Source organism: Streptococcus mitis (assembly GCF_003942685.1).
Lineage (GTDB): Bacteria > Bacillota > Bacilli > Lactobacillales > Streptococcaceae > Streptococcus > Streptococcus mitis_CD.
In genome coordinates this window covers 14,584-33,990 of record NZ_RJNR01000007.1, presented here as the reverse complement: position 1 = coordinate 33,990, position 19,407 = coordinate 14,584, and the positions used below count along the sequence as shown (strand labels likewise).

General features: G+C 39.4%; 16 protein-coding genes. 5 read left to right on the top strand and 11 right to left on the bottom strand.

Annotated features, from left to right (window positions below):
* Positions 1-16: 16 nt before the first annotated feature.
* The 5 genes from D8855_RS06260 (at position 17) to D8855_RS06235 (ending at position 5,166) form a co-directional block, all read left to right on the top strand.
* On the top strand, positions 17-829 hold the full coding sequence (locus tag D8855_RS06260) for a Cof-type HAD-IIB family hydrolase (protein ID WP_125416582.1): 813 nt from the start codon (positions 17-19) through the stop codon (positions 827-829).
* A gap of 330 nt (positions 830-1,159) precedes the next feature.
* A complete protein-coding gene (gene adhP, locus D8855_RS06250; protein ID WP_049547110.1) occupies positions 1,160-2,179 on the top strand; it encodes an alcohol dehydrogenase AdhP in 1,020 nt (339 codons plus the stop codon).
* Positions 2,180-2,412: 233 nt separating this feature from the next.
* Positions 2,413-3,402, top strand: coding sequence for a PTS sugar transporter subunit IIB (locus tag D8855_RS06245; protein ID WP_049547111.1), 990 nt, complete (start codon positions 2,413-2,415; stop codon positions 3,400-3,402).
* Between the two features lie 25 nt (positions 3,403-3,427).
* On the top strand, positions 3,428-4,231 hold the full coding sequence (locus D8855_RS06240; protein WP_000022716.1) for a PTS mannose/fructose/sorbose transporter subunit IIC: 804 nt from the start codon (positions 3,428-3,430) through the stop codon (positions 4,229-4,231).
* A 23-nt stretch (positions 4,232-4,254) separates the two neighbouring features.
* On the top strand, positions 4,255-5,166 hold the full coding sequence (locus D8855_RS06235) for a PTS system mannose/fructose/sorbose family transporter subunit IID (RefSeq protein WP_049492745.1): 912 nt from the start codon (positions 4,255-4,257) through the stop codon (positions 5,164-5,166).
* A gap of 55 nt (positions 5,167-5,221) precedes the next feature.
* Here D8855_RS06235 and pepC read toward each other — a convergent pair whose 3' ends face one another.
* The 11 genes from pepC to D8855_RS06175 all read right to left on the bottom strand — a co-directional run bounded on the left by pepC (position 5,222) and on the right by D8855_RS06175 (position 19,243).
* Entirely contained in the window at positions 5,222-6,556 is a 1,335-nt protein-coding gene (gene pepC, locus D8855_RS06230) for an aminopeptidase C (RefSeq protein WP_125416580.1), read from the bottom strand.
* A gap of 111 nt (positions 6,557-6,667) precedes the next feature.
* On the bottom strand, positions 6,668-7,390 hold the full coding sequence (locus D8855_RS06220) for a pseudouridine synthase (protein WP_125416578.1): 723 nt from the start codon (positions 7,388-7,390) through the stop codon (positions 6,668-6,670).
* Positions 7,391-7,605: 215 nt separating this feature from the next.
* A complete protein-coding gene (locus D8855_RS06215; protein WP_049487295.1) occupies positions 7,606-7,836 on the bottom strand; it encodes a GlsB/YeaQ/YmgE family stress response membrane protein in 231 nt (76 codons plus the stop codon).
* A 9-nt stretch (positions 7,837-7,845) separates the two neighbouring features.
* Positions 7,846-9,087 (bottom strand): aminopeptidase, encoded by a 1,242-nt coding sequence (locus D8855_RS06210; RefSeq protein WP_049487294.1) that lies wholly within the window; start codon positions 9,085-9,087, stop codon positions 7,846-7,848.
* A 21-nt stretch (positions 9,088-9,108) separates the two neighbouring features.
* Complete coding sequence (locus D8855_RS06205) at positions 9,109-9,261, bottom strand: hypothetical protein (RefSeq protein ID WP_049487293.1); 153 nt, start codon at positions 9,259-9,261, stop codon at positions 9,109-9,111.
* A gap of 20 nt (positions 9,262-9,281) precedes the next feature.
* On the bottom strand, positions 9,282-9,560 hold the full coding sequence (locus D8855_RS06200) for a type II toxin-antitoxin system RelE/ParE family toxin (RefSeq protein ID WP_049487292.1): 279 nt from the start codon (positions 9,558-9,560) through the stop codon (positions 9,282-9,284).
* Positions 9,553-9,816 carry a type II toxin-antitoxin system RelB/DinJ family antitoxin gene (locus D8855_RS06195; RefSeq protein ID WP_049487291.1) on the bottom strand — a complete coding sequence of 88 codons (264 nt, stop codon included), beginning with the start codon at positions 9,814-9,816 and terminating at the stop codon, positions 9,553-9,555. Before D8855_RS06195 ends, D8855_RS06200 begins: the two co-directional genes overlap by 8 nt.
* Before the next feature lie 148 nt (positions 9,817-9,964).
* The gene (locus D8855_RS06190; RefSeq protein ID WP_049487290.1) at positions 9,965-12,613 is read right to left on the bottom strand and encodes an AAA family ATPase; all 2,649 of its coding nucleotides are present in this window, start codon (positions 12,611-12,613) and stop codon (positions 9,965-9,967) included.
* Positions 12,614-12,617: 4 nt separating this feature from the next.
* Positions 12,618-13,331 (bottom strand): ABC-three component system middle component 1, encoded by a 714-nt coding sequence (locus D8855_RS06185; protein ID WP_049487289.1) that lies wholly within the window; start codon positions 13,329-13,331, stop codon positions 12,618-12,620.
* A 1-nt stretch (position 13,332) separates the two neighbouring features.
* Positions 13,333-14,622 (bottom strand): ABC-three component system protein, encoded by a 1,290-nt coding sequence (locus D8855_RS06180; protein ID WP_239664900.1) that lies wholly within the window; start codon positions 14,620-14,622, stop codon positions 13,333-13,335.
* A gap of 229 nt (positions 14,623-14,851) precedes the next feature.
* Positions 14,852-19,243: a PolC-type DNA polymerase III gene (locus tag D8855_RS06175; RefSeq protein ID WP_125416577.1), complete on the bottom strand. Its 4,392-nt coding sequence runs from the start codon at positions 19,241-19,243 to the stop codon at positions 14,852-14,854.
* Positions 19,244-19,407 lie beyond the last annotated feature (164 nt).

Sequence of the window (19,407 nt, the reverse complement as noted above, 5' to 3'; positions counted from 1 at the left end):
CACTAGAAAGGTCCATATGACAAAAAAAATTATTGCAGTTGACCTAGATGGAACCTTGCTCAACTCAGACAGTCAAATTTCTGACTTTACCAAAAAAACCATCAAAAAAATTACTGAAAAAGGCCATCAGGTTATTATTACGACAGGTCGCCCTTACCGTATGTCAAAAGATTTTTACCGTGAACTGGGCTTAAACACTCCTATGATTAATTTCAACGGCTCCCTTACTCATTTACCAGACCAAGTTTGGAACTTTGAAAAGTGTTTGACGGTGGACAAAAAATATCTGCTAGACATGGTTCAACGTTCAGAGAACATTCTAGCCGATTTTATCGCTGGAGAATATCGTAAAAAATTCTACATTACAAATCCTAATGAAGAAATTGCTAATCCCAAACTATTTGGTGTAGAAGCTTTCCAGCCTGAAAATCAATTTCAGCCTGAGTTGGTAACCAAGGATCCTAACTGCATTCTGTTGCAGACTAGAGCCAGTGACAAATATGCCTTGGCAAAAGAAATGAACGCCTTCTACCAGCATCAACTGTCTATCAATACCTGGGGAGGTCCGCTCAATATCCTTGAGTGTACCCCAAAAGGAGTCAATAAGGCCTTTGCTTTGGACTACTTGCTCAAGGTAATGAACCGTAACAAAAAGGATTTGATTGCCTTTGGAGATGAACACAACGATACCGAAATGCTCGCTTTTGCTGGGAAAGGTTATGCAATGAAAAATGCCAATCCTGAGCTACTCCCCTATGCAGATGAGCAAATTTCTCTGACCAATGACCAAGACGGTGTTGCCAAAACCCTGCAAGACTTATTCTTATAGTCCATACTGATACTCAATGAAAATCAAAGAGCAAACTAGGAAGCTAGCCGTAGGCAGTACTTGAGTACGGCAAGGCGAAGCTGACGTGGTTTGAATTTGATTTTCGAAGAGTATGACCAGCTTGCGGGCTGGTCTTTGTGTTCTTTTCACAGTCTCATCAACCAGTTAATTGATTATTCTACTTTTTACCTCCAAGACCTTGGAAAAGGCTTTCTTTTGTGATATACTTCACATATAAATACAAGAGAGCTCGTCACACTCGACTCTGTTGACACAAAATCAATCCAGTCCTGTTTCTCCTGCTCTCAGTTAATATCAAGGAGGATAGCTATGAAAGCTGTTGTTGTAAATCCAGAAAGCACTGGTGTTGCTATTGAAGAAAAAGTACTCCGTCCACTTGAAACTGGGGAAGCACTTGTAGAAATTGAGTACTGTGGTGTTTGCCACACTGACCTCCACGTTGCTCATGGCGACTTCGGTCAGGTACCAGGACGTGTTCTTGGACACGAAGGTGTTGGTATCGTTAAAGAAATTGCCCCAGATGTAAAAAGCCTTAAAGTCGGCGACCGCGTCAGCGTTGCTTGGTTCTTTGAAGGATGTGGCACTTGCGAATACTGTACAACTGGTCGCGAAACCCTTTGCCGTACAGTGAAAAATGCCGGCTACTCAGTAGATGGTGGTATGGCTGAACAATGTATCGTAACTGCAGACTATGCTGTTAAAGTTCCTGATGGACTTGATCCAGCTCAAGCTTCTTCTATCACATGTGCTGGTGTAACAACCTATAAAGCTATTAAAGAAGCCAAAGTTGAACCAGGCCAATGGGTTGTTCTTTACGGTGCTGGTGGACTTGGTAACCTCGCAGTTCAATATGCTAAAAAAGTATTCAATGCTCATGTCATCGCAGTTGATATCAATAACGACAAACTTGCCCTTGCAAAAGAAGTAGGCGCTGACATTGTTATTAACGGCCTCGAAGTTGAAGATGTACCTGGACTCATCAAGGAAAAAACTGATGGTGGAGCTCATTCAGCTGTCGTAACTGCTGTGTCTAAAGTTGCCTTCAACCAGGCTGTTGACTCAGTTCGTGCCGGTGGTCGCGTGGTTGCTGTTGGTCTTCCTTCTGAAATGATGGAACTCAGCATCGTGAAAACCGTTCTTGATGGAATCCAAGTTATCGGTTCTCTTGTAGGAACTCGTAAAGACTTGGAAGAAGCTTTCCAATTTGGTGCAGAAGGTTTGGTAGTCCCAGTTGTCCAAAAACGTCCAGTAGAAGATGCGGTAGCTGTTTTCGACGAAATGGAAAAAGGTCAAATCCAAGGACGTATGGTACTCGACTTCACCCACTAATTTAATAAAAACCTATTTTAAAAGTTGGAAGCTTCTTCCAACTTTTTTATATTAAATTTTTAAATAAGGATTCAAAAAAGTTCTCAAAAACTTAATATATCAACATTTTCAGATGTAATCTTTTTAATTATTTTATGATAAATAGTTGATTTTTAGATGAAAACGGTTTATACTTATTTAGTCTTAAAGTTTTCTTAAACGAAAACTAAAACAAAAAAGGAGGAATGACAATAATGAGTATCGGAATCATTATTGCGAGCCACGGCGAATTTGCTGCGGGTATTCATCAGTCAGGATCTATGATCTTTGGTGAACAAGAAAAGGTTCAAGTTGTAACCTTTATGCCAAATGAAGGTCCTGATGATTTATACGCTAAGTTTAATAACGCTGTTGCTGCATTTGACGCAGAAGATGAGGTTCTAGTTTTGGCTGACCTTTGGAGTGGATCTCCATTCAACCAAGCTAGCCGCGTGATGGGAGAAAATCCTGAGCGTAAGTTTGCCATCATCACAGGACTTAACTTACCGATGTTGATTCAAGCCTATACAGAGCGCCTAATGGACGCTGCTGCAGGTGTAGAAAAAGTCGCTGCTAATATCATTAAAGAAGCCAAAGATGGCATCAAAGCTCTTCCAGAAGAGTTAAATCCAGCTGAAGAAGTTGCAACTGCTGCAGCTGCTCCAGTTGCCCAAGCTGCTATCCCAGAAGGAACTGTTATCGGGGATGGTAAATTGAAAATCAATCTTGCTCGTCTTGACACACGTCTCCTTCACGGTCAGGTTGCAACTGCTTGGACTCCAGATTCAAAAGCAGACCGTATTATCGTTGCTTCAGATAACGTAGCTAAAGACGAATTACGTAAAGAATTGATTAAACAAGCAGCTCCAGGTAAAGTGAAAGCAAATGTTGTTCCTATCCAAAAACTAATCGACGTTGCAAAAGATCCTCGCTTCGGAGGAACACATGCCCTTATCTTGTTTGAAACACCTCAAGATGCCCTTCGTGCTATCGAAGGTGGCGTGCCAATCAAAACTCTTAATGTTGGATCAATGGCTCACTCAACTGGTAAAACAATGGTTAACAACGTTTTGTCTATGGATAAAGAAGACGTTGCTACATTTGAAAAAATGCGTGACCTTGGTGTTGAATTTGATGTACGTAAAGTACCAAACGACACCAAAAAAGATTTGTTTGACTTGATCAACAAAGCAAACGTGCAATAATCGATTTTATGAAAGGATTTTAAAGATGTCTATTATTTCTATGGTTTTAGTAGTCGTTGTAGCCTTCCTAGCAGGTCTTGAAGGTATCCTCGACCAGTTCCAATTCCATCAACCAATCGTAGCTTGTACCCTTATCGGTCTTGTTACTGGTAACCTTGAAGCAGGGATCATCCTTGGTGGTTCTCTTCAAATGATCGCCCTTGGTTGGGCTAACATCGGAGCTGCCGTAGCTCCTGACGCTGCTCTTGCTTCTGTTGCTGCTGCCATTATCATGGTTCTTGGTGGCGACTTTACTAAGACAGGTATCGGTGTTGCCCAAGCGGTTGCTATCCCTCTTGCAGTTGCTGGTCTATTCTTGACTATGATTGTCCGTACACTCTCTGTCGGATTGGTTCACACTGCTGATGCTTCTGCTAAAAAAGGTGACTTCAAAGCAGTTGAACGTGCTCACTTTGTCGCACTTCTTCTTCAAGGTCTTCGTATTGCAGTCCCTGCAGCACTCCTTCTAATGGTACCAACTGAAACAGTACAAAGCATTCTAAATGCTATGCCTGATTGGCTTAAAGATGGTATGGCTATCGGTGGTGGTATGGTTGTTGCCGTTGGTTACGCTATGGTTATCAACATGATGGCAACTCGTGAAGTATGGCCATTCTTCGCTATCGGTTTCGTGCTTGCTGCCGTGTCAGATATTACTCTAATCGGATTTGGTGCTATCGGTGTTGCTATCGCTCTTATCTACCTTCACCTTTCTAAAACTGGTGGAAACGGTGGCGGTGGAGCCGCAACTTCTAACGACCCAATCGGCGATATCCTAGAAGACTACTAAGATAAGAAAGGACTGAAAACATCATGACTGAAAAACTTCAATTAACTAAATCAGATCGTAAAAAAGTTTGGTGGCGTTCAACTTTCTTACAAGGTTCTTGGAACTATGAACGTATGCAAAACTTGGGTTGGGCTTACTCATTAATTCCAGCTCTTAAAAAACTCTACACTAAAAAAGAAGATCAAATCGCTGCTCTTGAACGCCATCTTGAGTTCTTCAACACTCACCCATACGTAGCCGCTCCAATCATGGGGGTTACTCTTGCACTTGAAGAAGAACGTGCTAACGGTGTTGAAATTGATGACGCTGCTATCCAAGGGGTTAAAATCGGTATGATGGGACCTCTTGCTGGTATCGGTGACCCAGTATTCTGGTTTACAGTACGCCCAATCCTTGGATCACTCGGTGCTTCACTTGCCCTTACTGGTAATATCTTAGGTCCAATCCTCTTCTTCGTTCTTTGGAACTTGATTCGTATGTCATTCTTGTGGTATACACAAGAGATTGGATACAAGGCTGGATCAGAAATCACTAAAGATATGTCTGGCGGTATCCTTCAAGACATCACTAAAGGAGCTTCTATCCTTGGTATGTTCATTCTTGCTGTCCTTGTTCAACGTTGGGTAAATATTAAATTTGCTTTCGATGTTGCCAAAGTTCAACTAGATGAAAAGGCTTATATCCATTGGGATAAATTGCCAGAAGGATCTAAAGGTATCCAAGAAGCATTCGCACAAGTAGGACAAGGATTGTCTCAAACACCTGAAAAAGTTACTACTTTCCAACAAAACTTGGATATGTTGATCCCTGGACTATCAGGACTACTCCTTACTTTCCTTTGCATGTACTTGCTTAAGAAAAAAGTATCTCCAATCACTATTATCCTTGTACTCTTCGCAGTGGGTATTGTGGCACATGTTCTTCACATCATGTAATCAAGCAACTTAAAAGGAATCAGGTTCTAAAATCTGATTCCTTTTTTCTATACTTTTATTCGGCCAAGGCACCCATTGGATCCCATGGTGCAAGGACGATTGGTTCTGCTTCATAGGCAGCTAGTTCTTCTGCTGTTAGTAATTCCTTACGAACAACAATTTGATAAGTGTATTCGTCCATCCAAGCGTCTGAGGCAACAAAGTAACCATCTGTACCGACCTTGTCTCCCCAAGAATTTTCAACCTTCCACTTGGTTGACTTCCCATTTTCGTCCAAATCCACACCTGTCAAGACCATAGCGTGGGTCATCAAGCTCTCACTGTAGTCCAAACGTCCAGCCTTGTCTTGAATGAGTTTAATATCCATGCTTGATTCAAAGTCATAAACATCTGTCGCAAGAATTCCAGCTTTACGGTTGCTGAGCTGGCCGACATCAGAACCAAACCAAACAGTCTCACCTGCTTGCATTTGGGCAATCGCCAATTCTTTCAAGCGCTCCATTGGAACGTTGATATAACGAACCTCGCGGCTACCAACGACATTCCCCAACATCTCAACTGTGTACGATTTACCGTATGGTTTATCAGCAGTTGGGGCATTGATAACAGAAACATAGTCTTCTAGAGGAAGATTGACATATTTCTTGTAAAACTCTTGTGGTGTAATGCCCTTTTCACTTTGGTAGTTGTTATCTTTATCGCGATAAGCAAAGTCAAATTTACGTGGCGGAAGACCCAATGACATAGCAAGGAAGTTAAAAATTTCTTGCAAGAGGTCTTCTTTCTTAGATTGAACAGTCGCTTTGTCAGCACCAGAAGCAAGCAAGTCACGCAAGATTTGAGCATCTTGACGAAGCAATTTGTTGAGAATGGCATTTAACTCACGGCTGCTACTAGATGAAACAGACTCAGGGTAAACTGACTTAGGCACGACACCGTATTTCTCAAAGAGAGAAACGACCATATCCCATTGACCGCCATCTTGTTGTGGAGTTTGAAGTAGGAATTTAACCTTACGGCTCGTCAAATCTTGGTCTGCAGTCGCAATGACTTGCTCCAAGAACCAGTTTGATTTCTCATACTTGTCCCAGAAGAATGTGTGGGCCTGTGATAACTCAAAATTTTCCAATTTGTATTGCGAGATGAGTTTGTGGCGAAAGGTGTTGAGGGCTGCGAACATCCAGCAACGACCAGAAGCCTTCTGGTTAGTGACCTTGTCCCTGGTCAAATCCAATGAGAAAACAGGCGTATTGTCTACATGGCTTTGGCGACGTTCTAGGGCTGCAAAAATTCCGTTATGACTAGCAGCATTTTCAATTGCTTGGTATTTGACATTTGCTTCATAGTTGGCAAATAGTTTATCAGTAAATGATTCTTGAATCGCGTTCATAGAGTCCTCCTTTTATTCTACAGTCTATTATAACTCTTTTCACAAAGGAAGCAACTGAAAAACATAAAAGGCAAGGACATTCTTCCTCACCTTTTTCAAATATAAACTAAATTAAACAATACCAGCACGGAGAACTTCTAATTCTTCTTTGGTCAAGCGACGCCATTCTCCTCGTTCTAAGTTCTCATCCAAGACTAAAGTTCCCATAGTCAAACGTTGCAAGTCTACTACTTCCTTGCCGCAATAGGCAACCATTCGTTTGACCTGATGGAACTTCCCTTCTGCAATGGTCACACGGATTTGGCTTTGATTCTTTTCTGTATCTATAGACACAAGCTCCAGTTTAGCGGGTTGACAAGTAAAGTCTTTGAGAGGAATACCCTCAGCAAATGTCTCCACATCTCCTTGGGTCATGATTCCCTTGACTTGTGCAAGATAAGTCTTGTCCACATGACGCTTGGGCGAAAGAAGAGCATGAGCCAGCTGACCATCATTGGTCAAGAGCAAAAGGCCATGCGTGTCAATATCCAAGCGTCCTACTGGGAAAACTTCCTTGCTACGCGCCAAGTCATCCAACAAGTCCAGAACGGTTCTGTGCTTAGGATCCTCAGTCGCTGAAATAACACCTTGGGGCTTGTTCATCATATAGTAGACAAACTCTTCATACTCCAACACTTGCCCATCAAAGCGAATCTCATCTATTTTTTCATCAATCTGCAATTTAGCTGATTTCTCTTTTTTACCATTTACAGTCACGCGCCCAGTCTTGAGCATGTTTTTGACCTCTGTCCGGCTCCCTACAGCGCAGGCAACTAAAAATTTATCTAATCTCATAGAACTATTATATCATACTCAAAAGGAGGCTGGTACAATGACCAACCTCCTTTTCGTTTCATACTCTTCAAAAATCTCTTCAAACCGCGTCAACGTCGCCTTGCCGTATATATGTTACTGACTTCGTCAGTTCTATCTACAACCTCAAAACAGTGCTTTGAGCAACCTGTGGCTAGCTTGCTCTTTGATTTTCATTGAGTATCAGATTTAAGAAATTAACTTCCTCGTCTCCAGAAAATCGCTAAGACAATCATGGAACCTAGTACTGCCGGAATAATGGCAGTTCCTGCTATTATCGGTCCCCAAGTCCCAAAAAGCAAGTGGCCTATAAAGGCACCAATCCAACCGAGAAACATTTTTCCAAAACATCCCATGCGTTCTCCACGATTGGTCAGAGCACCTGCTAAAAATCCCACTAGGAGACCAACGAACATACTTCCTAACATATTATCTCCTTAATTTGCCCAATCTCCGTTACGGAAGAGTGGTACACGCGTCCCATCCTCACGGATACCATCGATATCCATTTGGTTAGAACCAATCATAAAGTCTACGTGAACATCTGAACGGTTAAGCCCCGCAGCTTCAAGCTCCTCTTCGCTCATCTCCGCTCCACCAACAACGCTAGTTGCATAGGCTGCACCGATAGCTAAGTGATTTGACGCATTTTCATCGAAAAGGGTGTTAAAGAAGGTAATGCCTGACTGAGAAATTGGGCTTGGATCTGGTACCAAGGCACATTCACCCAAGGCACGCGCACCCGCATTTTCAAAGACAAGGTCTTTCATGACCTGATCACCCTTCTCAGCTGAAATATCCACGATTTGTCCATCCTTGAAGGTTACTTTAATTCCTTCGATGATATTTCCATTATAGCTAAGCGGTTTTGTAGAAGTGACATAACCATCTGCACGACGGAAGTCAGGCGCTGTGAAGACTTCCTCTGTCGGCATATTTGGCAAGAATCCTTCGCCCTGTGCATTGATAGCACCAGCTGATTCCCAAACGTGGTTCTTCGGCAAACCAAGTGTCAAATCAGTCCCTGGCGCTGTGTAGTGAAGGGCTGAAAATTGCTCTTTATTGAGCATATCAGCTTTGCTCTTGAGGATAGCTGCATGCTCTTCCCAAGCCTTAACAGGATCTTCTTCGTAGACACGGCAAGTTTTGAAGATTTGGTCCCAAAGGAGATCGACTGCTTCTTCGTTGCTCGCAGCATGTGGAAAGACTTTCTTGGCCCATTCAAGTCCAGCAGCGGCTGCTACAGTCCAACTAACCTTGTTAGATTGAGTTGCAATTCGCATTGGCTTCATGGCAAGTCCCATAGCTTTAGCAGAAGCTGAAAGCTTGTCAGCATCCACACCGTTCAAGGCACCTGGATCAGATGAACGAACTCCAAGACGGCTAACCTTGTTCTCCAAAAGATAGTTCATCTCAGCAATCTTGTATTCTGGCACATTGTCCAAACGCTCCATCGGCGCATGGAGGAATTTCTCACGGTTAATGACATCATCTGTCCACTGAACGATGACCTCATGCGCACCCAAAGCATAAGCTTCCTTCACGATTAGATGCGCCAACTCACGTTGCTCCACATCGATAGAGAGAGCCAAAGTGTGACCAGGTTGCACGTTGATTCCATTTGCAACCAACAATTTCGCATATTTTTCTAGATTTTCTTTAAAATTTGGTAAAACCATGTAATTTTCTCTTTTCTATTTTTATTTTTCTTTCAAAGCAGAGAATAATCCTGCTAAAGCAATAGCACCTGACAAGAGTGCTGTTGATAGAAGAATTGTCTGATCAGCAAGGTCTAATTGATACTCAAACACCTTCTCAGCCGGCCTATCTTCCGCAAAAATTCTAAGTTTCATCTTGAACTCCTTAAAATTTATTAAAATAAATCACTATGACTGCCTGTCCTCAGCAAGTTTAAAATCAATTCCGATTTGTCTACTTTATAGACCAAAAGCCAATCTGGTTGAATATGGCATTCACGAACCCCTTGAAAATGCTTGGATGTCGTCAATTGATGGTCACGGTATCTGGCAGGAAGCTCCTTTTCTTGAACCAAAAAATGTAAGACTTCTTCTAACAACTCTGCTTTCAATCCACGCTTCATAGCCAACTTAAAATCTTTTTTAAACTGTTTATGGTAACGAATCTTAAGCACGCAAGTCCTCCATCAAGTCAGAGACTGATTCAAAAGATTGGCTCATATTACGATTTTGATTTAAATCCGTTAATACCTCAAGTAACTTCCGATTCTCGTCTAGCCTAACATCAAAAGGCAAACCCTGATATTGAATAGCCTGACGAAGGAAAATATTGATAGCTGTGGTCATATCCATTCCCAGATTATTAAAAACCTGTTGGGCCTGCTCCTTAACCTCACTATCCAAACGGATGCTCATGCTCGTCTTTGACATATTTTCACCTTCTCTCTATTTATTATTTTAACAAAAAAAAAGGCTAATGTAAATCTATTAGATATACACTAGCCTTCTTCGAATTAATTCTTATAATAGTCTAAAAGATCCACAGAGAAAACAAGACAAAGAATAAGAATTTTACATATTATCCTTGCAAGTCACTAACCTTTTCATATTTTATATTTACTTCCGAATTTGAATTTGCAAATTTATAACCCATAAACAAGGCATTAAAATCGCTATAAGTTGATAAAATGATCTGATACTTATCTATAATTCCATGACGTAAAATTTCAATAAAAGATAGTACATTCATAGCATCCATATCTTGAACTGGATCATCTATCATTAAGAAGTTAAGATTATCAGATAACTTAAACATTGTATTCAAGGAAAGAGTAAATGCTAGAGATACAACAGCCAACTGCCCTGTACTCAGCTGATTCATTACGTCATGATCATTATTAGTATCGGATTTAAATCTAATAATTGCTACCTTTCCACTATCACTATTCGTTGTTTTCTTGTGCGTTAAGAAGATCCCCATACCTTGTTGATAATTTTGTAACATTTTTGCTGAGTATATAAAGAATGGGATACGTAGCTTTTTAACAATATCTATTTTGAACTGTTTTACCTCTTCTTTATATATAGTATTAATTTCTTCTAATCGTTCCACAGTTATTCTCAATGTTTCTATCTGACTTGATAAATCTTGAAGTTGCTGATTTTGAACTAGTTTATGCTGTCTATCAAGATAAAGTTTCTTATTCTCTAAATCTCCAATACGAATATCCTCTAATACTTCCACTTTACTTTGAAAATATGTAGGAAATATGTTCTCAGAGTCTGCTATCAGATTCTCATTGATAGCATAGTTATTATCAACTGCCGAGTAAATAGCATTTTTTAATTCAAGCAATCGACTATCAATCATCGCCATATTTATCTTCGAATATGAACTTGATTCTAATTGGTATGTTTCAAACTGCAATTCAGGAAATTCTTCTCTTAAGACCTCCAGTTCTTCCTTTATATTTCCCAAACTATTATTATCTAGCAAACTGTAAACATCATCATCAACTACTAATTTAGATTGAAATTCTTGCCAGTTTAACTGGTGCTGCTGGTTATAGTCTTTAAATTCTAACCTTCCCAACTCATATGGCACCATAATTGTGTACGACTGAATAAAAGTTTTAAAACCTTCGACATTTTGAGAATAACTTTGATACGAATTTTTTAATTCTTGTAACCTATCTAATAAATTTTTATCTACATCTATTGAAAGGCTATTTATTTCATCAATGATTTTCTGCTTCAGTTGCTGGATCCGTTCATTCAGCAATAATTGAGCTTCTTGCAATTGCAGACTACTTTGAGACGAAATTTCAGTTAGATAATTTTTATAACTATCATAAGCTTGCTTCAATTCTTCAAATGTTTGGAACTGTGAATTACAGAATGGACATTTGTTTTCATCAATATGTCGATGTCTCAACTCGTCAAACTTATTGCCTAAGTTACTCCTTAATTGTCGTAGTTCACTTAAATTTTTGTCTACTTGGCTAGCATTATTCCTCAGACTTTGGAATTTAACCACTTGTATTTGAAGCAATTCAAAATCACCTGATAATCTATCATTTTGAGTATAAGTAATGGACTGTTCTGTCATCTCAGTAATATCCGCTGATAAATTAGTCAAGTAGGTATTTAGTTGCTTCCTTCGATTGCAATCATGAACAACACTCTCATATGATTTTAGGTAATTCTCTAAAAGCACATATTCAAATAATAATGGATTGTCTAATGAATACTTTTCCCACAGCCATTGAGAATTTGATTTAAGAATATTTGGAGATAACATTGAAAAATATAATACTTGGTTAATAGCCCTATCACCAGTAATATCTTTTTTTCTTTTATCTCTTTCCGTCTTTCTACTATACTCCTCTATCGAGAAATTCTTCTTAAAATCAATAATATTTTGTAACGTATTTTGATAAGTTAATAATTTGTCCAGATTAGCAATAGAAAAAGGGGTTTCAACATCAAATACAAATTCCTTATGATTAAATAATCTATGATAAGGGACATCCGATAGTTCTTGCTGTTTTAAGTTTTTTAATTGTCCCTCTAAATCACTAATCTTTCTATTAATAACGTTTGTTACGGTATTAATATCTTTTATTTTCTTCTCTACTTTATCCGTTTTTACTAAAAAAGATAAACTATCGCCTCTTTCTTGTTCTGTTCGCTTTAGAAAGAAGGTTGTTTCTTCCTGTTGAATATAATTAAATAGATTAAAAATTTTTTCTATCTCATATTTCTCATTAATACCTAAAAATGCATCAATAGAACTTTGAGTAATCTCTTCCAGACTAGTATTACCTATAGAACTAAAATTTGTCTCGCTTACTTCCACTTGTCTAAATAACATAAACTGACTGGCAGACTTCAAAGGTGCAAATAAGTTGCTACTATCAGTAGAACTATTTACTAATTTTCTTACAATTACAAGTTGGTCACCATTCATTTTTTCTAGCCACAATTTTATAATTACCGGCTGACCAATTTCATTCTGAAAGAACGGCTTATTATATACGATATTTTCAGCAGTAACTTTATTAATGCGAGAAAGATTACCAGTTAACCCTAACTCAATTGCATCAAAAATTGTTGTTTTACCATATCCATTTGGTCCCACTAAAAATGTTATTCCATCACTAAAATCAATAACTGTTTCATTTCTAAAGTTCTTGAAATTATAAAGTAAAATTTTCCTAATCTTCACAAGTTCAGTCTCCTAAAATTTGATTTAAGCTATCCAGCAAACCACTAGCTTCATCTTCAAGTTGTTTCCTAATATCAACTCCACTAAAAATTTCTAAAATATCATCTACCTGCTTTTTATGATCATTTAGCCCTTCCATTTCAATTCGTGATTGGATTTTATTTTCAACTATCTCAAAATGATTATCAGAATGATGAAGAGAAACAAATGGTAATTTAATAATTAGTTGCATAGCAATAAAATAAGAAGTATCAAAAAACATATCACTCTCAAATTTATCAAATAAATACTCACCCTCAGGAGAAGTAGACTGAATATAATTTAGCAAATCTTCAATATTTGAGTTCAGTCTACTCAATCCTTCCTCGGTATATAATATGACATACTTTCTAAAATAATATTCATCTTCTTCAACTTTCATAATCATACTTCTAAGACTTTCATATGATTGCTTCAGTTCATCAACTTTTATGGTTACAAATAAGGAGGTATTTTTCTTAATTTTATTATCATTAAGTTTTTCAAAGCAAGATATCAACTTATTTGTTTGCTCACAAGTAAAAAAATCTTCCCCTCCTTCGCTACTAGATTTAAAATCCTCCCTATTATATTCTTGAATAAGGAAAAATTCATTTCCGTCCCCTCCCCACAATTCCAAATGTTCATCACATTTATGAAAATTATGTTGTCCTAAGATCTGTTGCAAAAAACTATTCATTTCAATCCTCTTTCAATTTTTCAACAGTATTCACATAATCAATATATTCTAAATTATTTGAAAATATTATATTTTTTTCCTCTCCAAGGGCTCCTGCAAGCAACTTTTCTTTTCCATCTTCATGAATTGGCTTCTCTTCAAAAAACTTTTTTCCATTGATACACAGATTAATCAAATAGTCAGTATCAAAGCTAGCTCTTATAAAGCTTTCATTAGTCATAATTTTATCTCGAACTCTACTCTCTGCGCCCTTAGGAGCATGAATCATGCTAAGTCTAAGCGACTCATGATTTAAATTATACCGTAAACTGTCTAACGAAAGCCTTTCTTGTTTACAAGTTTTAAGAAAATTATATAAAATATATTCAATGCTAATTTCATCAATTAATCTACCAATATCGTTCAGCCTTTTTGAACCAGAAATATCGCCATCTGGATGCAAGTCAGTCAGCAATTGTTCAAATTTGTCATCAGGTAAATTTAATATTTGATTTATAACAGTCGTATCAACATCATCTTCAACAATGTTATTCCAATACATTTCAAGACTTAACTTTGCTCTCCTAATAGATTGTCTCTGGCGCTTCGCTTGCGAAGTAATGATGTTGAAAATCTCTTGAAAAGATATTACCGAATAGGCACCATTCCCATTACTATGTGATTGCACAATCTGTCTAGAAATTAAATCTTTAATCTCAGACAGTGTCTCCTCTATATGTTCAATATCATCTACTAAAGAACTTTTAGAAAATTTCAAAATCTCCTTGATTTCATTTTTGCAAAAATTATCAATAGGCGATTGATTGTCTACTACTAAATCACAATATTTTTTACCATCAGGATAGGTATATAGTTGAACTTGACTCTGATTAGGGACATAAGCTGCTCTTTTATATGTTTGCTGAAATGTTTGCTTATCCATATCCCAGCCTCGAACTTCACAAATTACATGTAAAAATCTATTATTTCTGTTCGTACCCGAGGTTTGATATCCTGTAGGATGAAGTCTAGAATTTATTGTTCTAACATTAGCATAATCATTCGGATACTTTCCAGCTTTTTTGGCTTTTACTTGATGTCTTGATACTACTGTTTGAGCTTGAAAAATCTCAACATCTTCACCGCCATTTTTTTCAAGGATTAATTCATATGAGCTATAGTCTTCCTCTTTTTCTACAAGTTTTCTAAGTTCAGTTAGTGCCAAAAATATCCCAACTTTTCCTTGATGGTTATACCCACTCCAACTTGAGGTGGCATTTCGCCTATCATACTTCATTACTTTATCCTTCAACTCTATTAATTTCTCTTGTATCTTACTCCACTTTTAAAATAATAGCCTTTAGAAAACAACCACTACAAATATATCAATATTCCTAAAGTCATCAAGCTAGTTAACAAATTCTGATTCTATCACACACTCCAAAGTCCTCAATTCCCATCATTTTCAAGCCCCCTCAATCAAAATAGTTAATCTTACCAGCTTTAACTTTTTAAAAGCATTGCTATTTTTCTAGTTTTATTTAAAACAACTCATCAAACAAACTCAACTGATTATCCTCTGGCATATTTCCAAGAATACCCATCTCATCCATCTTTTCAACCAAGGTTGATGAGAGTCCACCACGCTTGCGTAATTCTGTTTTAGAGAGGAATTCTCCCTCTTCACGCGCTCGCACCAACTGCTTAGCAACGTTCTCTCCCAGACCATCCATAGCGACAAATGGTGGAATCAGTGTATCTCCGTCAATGATGAATTCAGTCGCATCACTACGGTAGAGGTCTAACTTCCCAAACTTGAAACCACGTTCCCACATTTCATTGACAATCTCAAGAGTTGTATAGAGATCAATTTCCACATTAGAGGCTTCATTGTTCTTCCGTTTTTCAGCGATTTCTTCCATTCTGCGCTTGATAGCATCCAAACCTGCACCCATGGTCTTGATATCAAAAGCCTTAGCACGGATTGAGAAATAAGCACAGTAGTAATAAATGGGATGGTGAACCTTGAAGTAAGCTACACGCAAGGCCATCATAACGTAGGCTGCCGCATGGGCTTTAGGGAACATGTACTTAATTTTCCCACAGGATTCGATATACCACTCTGGCACCTTATTAGCCTTCATGGCTTCGATATAGCCATTGCGTTCCTCTTCGGAAATCTTGAGCCACAAGCCCTTACGTACCCGTTCCATGATGGTAAAGGCCATCTTAGGCTCGAGGCCAGCATGCATGAGGTAAACCATGATGTCGTCCCGACAACCGATAACGGTTGATAGGTCCGCAATTCCCTGTTTAATCAAATCTTGGGCATTGCCCAGCCAAACATCGGTACCGTGGGACAACCCTGACAACTGAAGCAACTCCGCAAAAGTCGTCGGATGCGTCTCGTCTACCATCCCACGTACAAAGTTGGTCCCAAACTCTGGAATCCCCAGCATACCCGTCGGCGTTCCGATTTGCTCAGGAGTCACACCTAGCACATCAGTCCCTGAAAAGAGGGCCATCACGCCTTCGTCATCCATAGGGATTTCATTAGGGTCAATCCCAGACAAGTCCTGCAATTTCCGAATCATGGTCGGATCATCATGTCCCAATACATCAAGTTTGAGGACGTTCTCATCGATATCATGGAAGTTAAAGTGAGTGGTCTGCCATTCAGCCGTCACGTCATCTGCTGGATACTGGACAGGCGTAAAATCATAGACATCCATGTAGTTAGGAATAACAACGATTCCCCCTGGGTGTTGTCCTGTCGTTCGTTTGACACCAGCAGCTCCCTGGGCTAGACGTTCCACCTCTGCATCACGATAAAACTTGCCATAATCTCGCTCATAGCCCTTGACAAATCCATAAGCGGTCTTGGCAGCCACCGTACCAACTGTTCCTGCACGGAAGGCATATTCCTCACCAAAAATATCACGTACATCCAAGTGAGCACTAGGCTGATCTTCTCCCGAGAAGTTCAAGTCAATATCAGGAACCTTGTCTCCATCAAAACCAAGGAAGGTTTCAAACGGAATATCCTGTCCGTTTTTACTGAGTTTATGACCACATTTAGGACAGTCCTTATTGGGCATATCAAATCCTGAACCGTAAGAACCATCGGTGATAAACTCACTGTACTGACACTGACCACAGACATAGTGAGGAGAGAGAGGATTGACCTCTGTAATCCCAATCATGGTCGCAACGAAACTAGATCCGACAGACCCACGAGAACCAACCAAGTAGCCCCGTTCATTAGAACGTTGCACCAGCATCTGGGAAGCCAGATAAATCACGGCAAATCCATTCCCCAAAATGGAAGTCAATTCTTTTTCAATTCGCAAATCAACGATATCTGGTAGCGGATTTCCATAAATCTCAAAGGCTTTCTTATAGGTCAACTCAGCGACTGTTTCTTCAGCCTTATCGATAAAAGGTGTGTACAAATCACCCTTAACAACCTCAACAGGTTCAAAGATATCTGCCAAGGCATTGGTGTTTTCAATAACCAATTTACGTGCCAGTTCCTCTCCCAAGAAAGCAAATTCATCCAACATTTCATTAGTCGTTCGAAAATGAGCCTTCGGAAGAGGAGCGGGTTGAGCATGTTCCCCATGACCGATAGTTCGGTTAATCATAGCCCCCTGTCCCAAACTACGGACGATAATTTCACGGTAAATCTCTTCTGCCGGTTCGATATAGTGGACATTTCCCGTAGCCAGAACGGGCTTACCAAGACGGTCTCCAACTTCTATCAAACTTTTGATAATGGTCTGGAGTTCTTCCATATCCTTGACCTGCTCCTTGGCAATCAAGGGAGCATAGATAGCTGGTGGCATGACCTCGATAAAGTCATAATACTTGGCCACCTCAACCGCCGCATCCACACCTTGGGAAACGACTGCATCAAAAACTTCACCTTCAGAGCAAGCTGAACCTAAAATCAAACCTTCCCGATGGGCATCTAAAACTGTTCTCGGAATCCGAGGCACCCCTTCAAAATACTTGGTATTAGACAGAGAAACCAGCTTAAAGATATTTTTTAGCCCTACTTGATTTTTGACATAAATGGTCGCATGCTTGATCCGAGCTTTTTTATAAGAATCTGGACTAATCAAATCAATGTTGAGTCTAGCTAGATCGGTCACACCATGTTTTTCTGCCACCTCTTTGATAAAGATAAAGAGCAGACGACCAGTCGCTTCCGCATCGTAGTTGGCCATGTGGTGATGTTCCAAAGCCACACCAAAACGCTTGGTCAAAGGCCCCAAACCATGACGTTTATACTCAGGATAGAGATTTCTAGCAAACTCCAGCGTATCAATAACTGGCTGACTAATCTTTGGCAGACCATGACGCTCATAATTGGCATTCATAAAGCCAACGTCAAAGGTCGCATTGTGGGCAACTAAGACCGTATCCTTGCAGAATTCTTGGAATTCTTGCAAAACTTGTTCCAGTGGTTTGGCATTTTTGACATGGTCATCTGTAATTCCAGTCAACTCAGTAGTAAAAGCTGACAAGGGATGTCCAGGATTGATAAATTCATCAAATTCAGCAATAACATTCCCCTTGTACATCTTAGAGGCCGCAACCTGAATCAAATCATTATAGATAGCTGAAAGCCCCGTCGTTTCCACGTCAAAGACCACATAGGTTGCTTCGGACAAGTCCATCTCCACTTCGTTATAGACGATAGGGACACGGTCCTCCACGATATTGGCTTCCATCCCATAGATCAGCTGGATTCCCGCTTTCTTAGCCGCCTTATAGCCGTGTGGGAAGGACTGGACATTTCCATGGTCCGTGATGGCAACCGCCTTGTGTCCCCACTTAGCAGCTGTCGCAACGATTTCTTCAACCTCTGGTAGAGCATCCATGGTCGACATGTTAGTATGAGCATGAAACTCAACCCGACGCTCACCTTCTGGCATCAAATCCTTCCGTTCATAGTGAACAACTTCCTGTACATCCTGCACGTTCATAGTCAAATCGCGTGTGAAGTTATTCATCTCCACATTCCCACGGACTCGGAGCCAAGAATTCTTTTTAATGAGATCAAACTTCTGAGCCTCTTCCTCATTCTTAACCCACTTTTGCATAGAAAAACTTGAAGTATAGTCCGTCATTTTAAAATTGATTAAAACACGCCCTGTTCTGGTCACTTTTTGCTCTACATCAAAAACAACCCCTTCAAAGACCAGACGATTTTCCTCCGTTGTCACTTCGATCATAGGAGTAATCTCCGCCTTGTCCAGCTTGGGTTTAGCTGCAGCTTTTTTGGCTTGAAAATCAAAGGCTGGTTTCTCTTCCGCTGGAGGAGGTGCCATCTGTTCTAGTTGTTCCATAGCACGGAGTGCTTCCTCATTGGCCGCTTGAACAATCTGCTCATTTTCAGCATGAAAGGCCTCTTCCTGCTCTTGGGTCAGCACATCATTTTTCTCTACTTGACAATTAAAAGTTGGAAAACCAAACTTTTCAAGCTGTTTGGCTAAATTAGGAAGATGATTCTTCTTAAAATGTTCCTTATCAATCGCCTCAGAGCCTTCAATAAAGAGTTGATTGCCCTCCGCACGAACTTGCAAATTCTGATAAAGAGACTTAAAACCTTGACTAGCACATGGCCCTTCAGAAAAAGCCTCTCTATAGTAGGACTGCAAGAGTTGATTTGAAAATTCTTGAGATAGAGTCTTGATTTCGAAAACAGCTTTATTGCCTGTCTTAGAAAACTCTTCCCTCAAACCTTTCTTTATTTCTAAAAAGATTTCAATCGGTAAAATATTAGAAAATACGAAATGAAACTCCCATACCTTACTAATTTTATGAAGCACAACTCGCTCAATATCAGCCTGTGATAAAGCAGGATCCTGTCTCATCTCAGCAGACATCCCCAATTGATTCATCAAAATTTCAAAACTATTTGACATTCATTTTCCTCACATTATTCTCCTACTATTTTACCATACTTAGAGGTGTTTTCTAAAGACAAAAGGAAGCCACTTTAAGACAACAAAGAATTTTCTTATTTGTATTCTTACTACTCATTTAAGGAAATTAAAAAATCCTCACAACAGTACTCCCCCAAAAAAGT

Excerpts from the sequence above, each read along its gene's own strand:
- D8855_RS06260 (WP_125416582.1), top strand. The coding sequence starts at position 17 with ATGACAAAAAAAATTATTGCAGTTGACCTAGATGGAACCTTGCTCAAC.
- adhP (WP_049547110.1), top strand. The coding sequence starts at position 1,160 with ATGAAAGCTGTTGTTGTAAATCCAGAAAGCACTGGTGTTGCTATTGAA.
- D8855_RS06245 (WP_049547111.1), top strand. The coding sequence starts at position 2,413 with ATGAGTATCGGAATCATTATTGCGAGCCACGGCGAATTTGCTGCGGGT.
- D8855_RS06240 (WP_000022716.1), top strand. The coding sequence starts at position 3,428 with ATGTCTATTATTTCTATGGTTTTAGTAGTCGTTGTAGCCTTCCTAGCA.
- D8855_RS06235 (WP_049492745.1), top strand. The coding sequence starts at position 4,255 with ATGACTGAAAAACTTCAATTAACTAAATCAGATCGTAAAAAAGTTTGG.
- pepC (WP_125416580.1), bottom strand. The coding sequence starts at position 6,556 with ATGAACGCGATTCAAGAATCATTTACTGATAAACTATTTGCCAACTAT.
- D8855_RS06220 (WP_125416578.1), bottom strand. The coding sequence starts at position 7,390 with ATGAGATTAGATAAATTTTTAGTTGCCTGCGCTGTAGGGAGCCGGACA.
- D8855_RS06215 (WP_049487295.1), bottom strand. The coding sequence starts at position 7,836 with ATGTTAGGAAGTATGTTCGTTGGTCTCCTAGTGGGATTTTTAGCAGGT.
- D8855_RS06210 (WP_049487294.1), bottom strand. The coding sequence starts at position 9,087 with ATGGTTTTACCAAATTTTAAAGAAAATCTAGAAAAATATGCGAAATTG.
- D8855_RS06205 (WP_049487293.1), bottom strand. The coding sequence starts at position 9,261 with ATGAAACTTAGAATTTTTGCGGAAGATAGGCCGGCTGAGAAGGTGTTT.
- D8855_RS06195 (WP_049487291.1), bottom strand. The coding sequence starts at position 9,816 with ATGTCAAAGACGAGCATGAGCATCCGTTTGGATAGTGAGGTTAAGGAG.
- D8855_RS06185 (WP_049487289.1), bottom strand. The coding sequence starts at position 13,331 with ATGAATAGTTTTTTGCAACAGATCTTAGGACAACATAATTTTCATAAA.
- D8855_RS06175 (WP_125416577.1), bottom strand. The coding sequence starts at position 19,243 with ATGTCAAATAGTTTTGAAATTTTGATGAATCAATTGGGGATGTCTGCT.